We start from the raw sequence: 5,377 nt of genomic DNA, 5'->3' as shown, positions 1-5,377 counted from the left end.
GATTACCACCGATATCTATCCAGGTTGGCAAACTCTAGCAGCAGAAACCGTCAACGGAGTCAATCAAGTTTTATGGAAATATAACGATGGTAATTATCTCCACTTGTGGAGTTTAGATAATAACTGGAATTGGCAATCTTCAAGCGGATGGTGGGGATTAAATTCCCCGGAAGCTTTTACTCAAGAAACCAACTTCCAACAAGACTTTAACGGGGATAATCTGATTGGTAATCCCTTACCTATTATCGGGTCATCAAACGATGATATTCTCACTGGTACTCTGGACAATGATATTCTAGTTGGTGGTACTGGTAATGATACCCTAACAGGGGGTGCAGGTGGCGATAAATTCACCTTCAACAACCTCAATGAAGGTCTTGACACAATTACCGATTTCCTATCCAGTCAGGGGGATAAAATTACTGTCTCTGCTGCGGGTTTTGGCGGTGGTTTAGCCGCAGGAGTTGCGATTACATCTGCTCAATTTGTGTTAGGAACAACTGCATTAAATGCCAGCAATCGCTTTATTTATAATACAATCACTGGAGGATTATTCTTTGATGGGGACGGGACAGGTACACTAGCAGCTATTCAAATTGCAACTCTTAGTTCTAAACCCACTCTTACCGCCTCTGATATACTTGTATTAGTTTAATCTTAATACAGCTTGTAGGGTGCGTTAGACGGCCAAAATTGCTGCTTTGACTGGAAGGTGACAATCCGTCGTAACGCACCACCTATCATCGACTGTGATTGTGTGATGGACTATGATTGAAGTAACGCACTACCTATCATCGACTGTGATTGTGTGATGGACTATGATTGAAGTAGCGCACTACCTATCATCGACTAAGTAGCTGGTTACAATTAAAGATAAAATACAAAGAATCAGAAGCCTGTCCCACTATCTAAGTGGGTAGAATTAAATATAAGATGAACGTAGGTTGGGTTGAAGCATGAAACCCAACGCCTGCTCATGTTAAGCTTTTCACGACTACTTATAGTTAATCATGTATTTCTGGCAATTTCGTGTTTATCAGCGTCCTTTGCTGCGTCCCCTACAAACCCATCACGGACTCTGGCAAATTAGGGAAGGAATTATTATTCGCTTAGAAGCGGAAGATGGACGTATTGGATGGGGAGAAATTGCTCCTTTACCTGAATTTGGTTCAGAAACATTATCGGCAGCAATATTATTCTGTCAAAGTCTCGAAAATCCCCTATCAATAAATTCAATTTTTTCTATTCCTGAACAATTTCCCGCTTGTCAATTTGCCTTTGAATCAGCTTTAGAAGATTTAAGTATAGAAAATCAATCAAGAGAATTAGAACCGAAAAAGTATAGTTATTTATTGCCCACTGGTGCGGCAGTATTTCCCTGTCTGGATGATATTTTAGCCGCTAATCAAACTAATACTTACAAATGGAAAATTGCAGTTAATTCTCTCAAGCAGGAGTTAAACTTATTTGAACAATTAATTGACCGATTACCCAGGGAAATTAAATTGCGTTTAGATGCCAATGGGGGATTAAGTATGGCTGACAGTAAAATCTGGTTAAAAATTGCCGATGAATCTAAAATAATTGAATTTATCGAACAACCTTTACCTCCGTCTCAATGGTTAGAAATGTTGCAATTAAGTCAAGATTTTACCACGGGGATTGCTTTAGATGAATCGGTGGCCAATCTTAGACAAATAGAGGAATGTTATCAACGGGGATGGCGAGGAATTTTTGTGATTAAACCTGCTATTACCGGTTCAATCCAAGGGTTAAGACATCTCTGGGAAAAATATCCCTTAGATTTAGTGTTTTCCTCGGTTTTAGAAACTAATATCGGCAGAAAATCCGCTCTACGTCTAGCACAAGAATACCCCAAAAAGGAGCGAGCTTTAGGTTTTGGTGTGCAACAATGGTTTAATAATAGTGACCCCGATTGGTTAGAAAAACTGTGGACGACATCAGCAAACAATTAGCATATCTCAGTCAAAAAGATTGGTTATATGGATACAATAGCCAGAAATTTTATCAATTATATCAGTCCTATTCTCAGCAATTTATCGCCGCAGATAATCCTCGATTAACTATACTGCTTGCTGAAGGCAATCCCCTTAAATTTTTAGCGATATTCTTGGCTGCCGTCAGGGTCAAAAGTTGCCTATTTCTAGCTAATCCCGACTGGAAAACTAACGAATGGGAACAGGTTTTCTCTCTGATGCAACCCGATTATATTTTTGGCGAAAATATCAAGGTTTTTAACTATAATTCTCCTCCTGTTAATCCTTTGACTAATTCTCTGATGATACCCACGGGAGGAACCTCGGGAAAAATTCGCTTTGCTATCCATAACTGGTTAACTTTAACTGCTTCTGTCAAAGGTTTTTCTGAATATTTTCAAGTCAAGCAGGTTAACTCTTTTTGCCTACTGCCCTTATATCATGTTAGTGGTTTAATGCAGTTTCTGAGAAGTTTTTTAACTGGGGGAGATTTTGCTGTTATTCCTTACCATAAAATCAAAGAAAAGCGTGTAAATAATCTCAATCTTCAAGATTATTTTATCTCCTTAGTTCCCAGTCAATTACAATTTTTTCTAGAAAATGATCCTCAATGGTTAGCCAATTTTAAAACAGTTTTACTAGGAGGTTCCCCTGCATGGCCATCTTTACTAGAAAAAGCTAGAGAATATAATATTTCTCTGTCTCCCACCTATGGAATGACGGAAACTGCCTCACAAATTGTCACCCTTAAACCAGAAGATTTTCGACGAAGCAATAATAGTAATGGACAGGTATTACCCCATGCTCAGATAAAAATTAATCCCGATAACCAGAAAATTATTATTGAAGCAAAATCTTTATTTTTAGGCTATTATCCCCATCTTAATCAAGCAAGCTACTTCGAGACCGATGACTTAGGTTATTTGGATGAAAGTGGTTATTTATATATCATTGGTCGCGATAGTCAAAAAATAATTACCGGAGGAGAAAATGTTTATCCTTTTGAGGTAGAAACTGCCATTAGACAAACTAATTTAGTTAAAGATGTGGTGGTTTTAGGGTTACCAGATGTCAAATGGGGACAGATAATTGTCGCTTTTTATGTACCCGTTAACTCTCAGATAGGCCAGACAATTATTCAATCCCAGATTAAGGATAAATTAGTCAATTATAAACTGCCGAAACATTGGATAAAATTACCAGAGATACCAAAAAGTCCCCAAGGTAAGATTAATCGAACCAATTTAATTAAATTAGCTGAAACTTTTTTGACACCGAGTCAAACCCCAGACGATAATTATAGCAGTTATCTTAATGGTGAGTTATGAGGGTTTCCTTTTGGGGAGACTCCGAGACGATATAATCGGGTAAAATGGCTATGGGTGCTAATCCCAGCAGATTTAAATTAGGTTTATTTTCCAAAATTATAGTGACTGTTCCAACATCTGACCGTGTTCTTTAAGCCATTGCTTGGCCTGTTCCATAGTAGCAATTTGCGACTTAATAATGTGCCAAAATCGTGGAGTGTGGTTCGATTCAATCAGATGCGCTAACTCATGAACTACCACATAATCAATTACGAACATCGGGGCTTTGATCAATCGCCAGTTAAAGTTAACATTGTCTTGGGGTGTACAAGAACCCCAGCGATATTTGCTGTCGGTAATTTTAGCCTGATTAAACCTGACACCAAGCTTTTTAGCATAAAGGTTGACACGAGGAAGTATCTTCTCTTTTGCCTTCTGAATATACCAATCTTGAAAAATCTCGCCACCATTCTCTGTTAGTGCCTTTGGTACTCGAAAGCGATTGTTAATAAACTTTATCTCTGTCTGATCATCAACCAATTCTAAACGATAGTAGCGCCCTAAATAAAGAAGCGACTCGCCATTAACCAGTTCCTTACCCGGAGGATGAAGTGGGACTCGATACTTTTGCTCGTGGTGAATTTTTTCATAGAGCCACTGCTTGCGTGACTCTACTATTTGCTGGATCTTATCGGGATGAGTACCAGTAGGCGCTCTGACGACGATCGATCGATCACGTTCCACGGTAATGGTCAGGGTCTTACGACTGGAAGAATAAATGATTTTATAGTCAAGTTTCATATTAAAAGTCGCTCAATTTTACTCGATTCAGCCTAAAAAATTCGGTCGTTATTTTTCTCTGCTATTTCCATCACCCGCGAGATAATCTGTTCTCGATTGTCCATAAGATTGGGAATTTGGAAAAAGTCGGGAGAGAGTAACACTTTTTGAATCTCTGCCCTAAGTTTCTTGCGAGCGGGAATGCTCTCCCAAAAGCTAGTTAATTGTAACTCCTGCTCAACAACGGTAAATACCTGTTGAGTGAGAGCGACCATCTGAGAAACCATATCGTCAGTTAATGCCGCTTCTCCAAAACACTCCCGTTTGAACATCCGAAAGAAGGGCAGCTGCTTTTTCCTGTCCAGTCCGTAGGTAGGCTCATTTTTTGCTTCTCTCGCCTTCTGGCGTAGTTTTTCCAGTTCTTGGTAAATCTTGTCCCAATTGTCTTTAAACTCCTCGAAGATGGCTCTCAGTGCTTCAGAAAAGGAGGCTTGCAGTTCGGGATCGTCCACCAGATCGATCTCGATATAGTGGCGGAGAGCGTGTTCGATTGCGGCGGCCTTTGTTTTGACTCGCTGGTGTTTCTGGACATGACTCTCAAAGTCCTTGTCCAAGATCGAGATCGGTTTAACTTTCTCGTCAATTCCCCTTGATTGCAGGTACTGGTCGGTCAGGGCCCGCAGCTTGGGTGGGATTCCCTTCATACTCAGGCGCTCGTCGCGGAAGTGCTTCCCCGCTAGTATATTCACTGCGGTGAGAGATTGGTAGTCTCTCATATAGTTCAAGGCCTCCTTGGCGGGATAGACCAAGTTAAGGCTGCGGGTCAGCTTCTTGAAGGCCAGCATGAACTCGAATCGCACATCCTCGTCATAGAAGAGGTCGAAAAAGGCATCTTGATCGTTCAGGTCGGTGAGTCCATGTTGCTTCAAGAGTGCGATGATTTTGCGGTGGTCATCCTCAAGCTGACGGATCTCGTCCTCGGGAAAACTTAAGGTTTCCTCGATTTCTTGCTGCTCTCGCTCGTCGTAGTTATCAATGGCTCGCTTCAGGTGGTGGCCGATGCCCACATAGTCCACGACAAAGCCTTTATCCTTGTTCGCACCGCCGACTCGGTTGACACGGGCGACCGCCTGTAAGAGGTTGTGGGCCTGGTTGACATCCTCACCGCCGTAAACGGACGGTGATTCCCAAACCTCACGATTTAGGTTTCTGCTTCTTTCCCGAAGGATTTTTCGCACCTGCCTTAACAGATTTACTCTGTTCTGGTCTTATGGTCGCTCTACAGACTGACAC

Annotated in this window: 4 protein-coding genes and 1 pseudogene; 3 read left to right on the top strand and 2 right to left on the bottom strand. The window is 41.1% G+C overall.

Translation table 11 applies throughout. The features are described 5' to 3' along the window. From O9295_RS00980 to O9295_RS00970, 3 genes and pseudogenes are all read left to right on the top strand, one after another. Positions 1 to 655, top strand: a 655-nt coding sequence (locus O9295_RS00980) for a hypothetical protein (RefSeq protein ID WP_288031022.1), incomplete at its 5' end; no start/stop codon positions are given. A 355-nt stretch (positions 656 to 1,010) separates the two neighbouring features. Continuing rightward, positions 1,011 to 1,976 (top strand): o-succinylbenzoate synthase, encoded by a 966-nt coding sequence (locus tag O9295_RS00975; RefSeq protein WP_288031019.1) that lies wholly within the window; start codon positions 1,011 to 1,013, stop codon positions 1,974 to 1,976. After that, positions 1,952 to 3,294: pseudogene (locus O9295_RS00970) on the top strand (2-succinylbenzoate--CoA ligase). Before O9295_RS00975 ends, O9295_RS00970 begins: the two are co-directional and overlap by 25 nt. A 127-nt stretch (positions 3,295 to 3,421) precedes the next feature. Here O9295_RS00970 and O9295_RS00965 read toward each other — a convergent pair. Then, a complete protein-coding gene (locus O9295_RS00965; RefSeq protein WP_103111393.1) occupies positions 3,422 to 4,105 on the bottom strand; it encodes a M48 family metallopeptidase in 684 nt (227 codons plus the stop codon). Between the two features lie 32 nt (positions 4,106 to 4,137). After that, positions 4,138 to 5,322, bottom strand: a complete 1,185-nt coding sequence (locus O9295_RS00960) for a type I restriction enzyme endonuclease domain-containing protein (RefSeq protein WP_288031013.1) — start codon at positions 5,320 to 5,322, stop codon at positions 4,138 to 4,140. Positions 5,323 to 5,377 lie beyond the last annotated feature (55 nt).

The organism is Microcystis sp. LE18-22.4A (assembly GCF_027531105.1).
GTDB classification, from domain to species: domain Bacteria; phylum Cyanobacteriota; class Cyanobacteriia; order Cyanobacteriales; family Microcystaceae; genus Microcystis; species Microcystis aeruginosa.
This window is presented reverse-complemented; position numbering and strand designations above follow the sequence as displayed.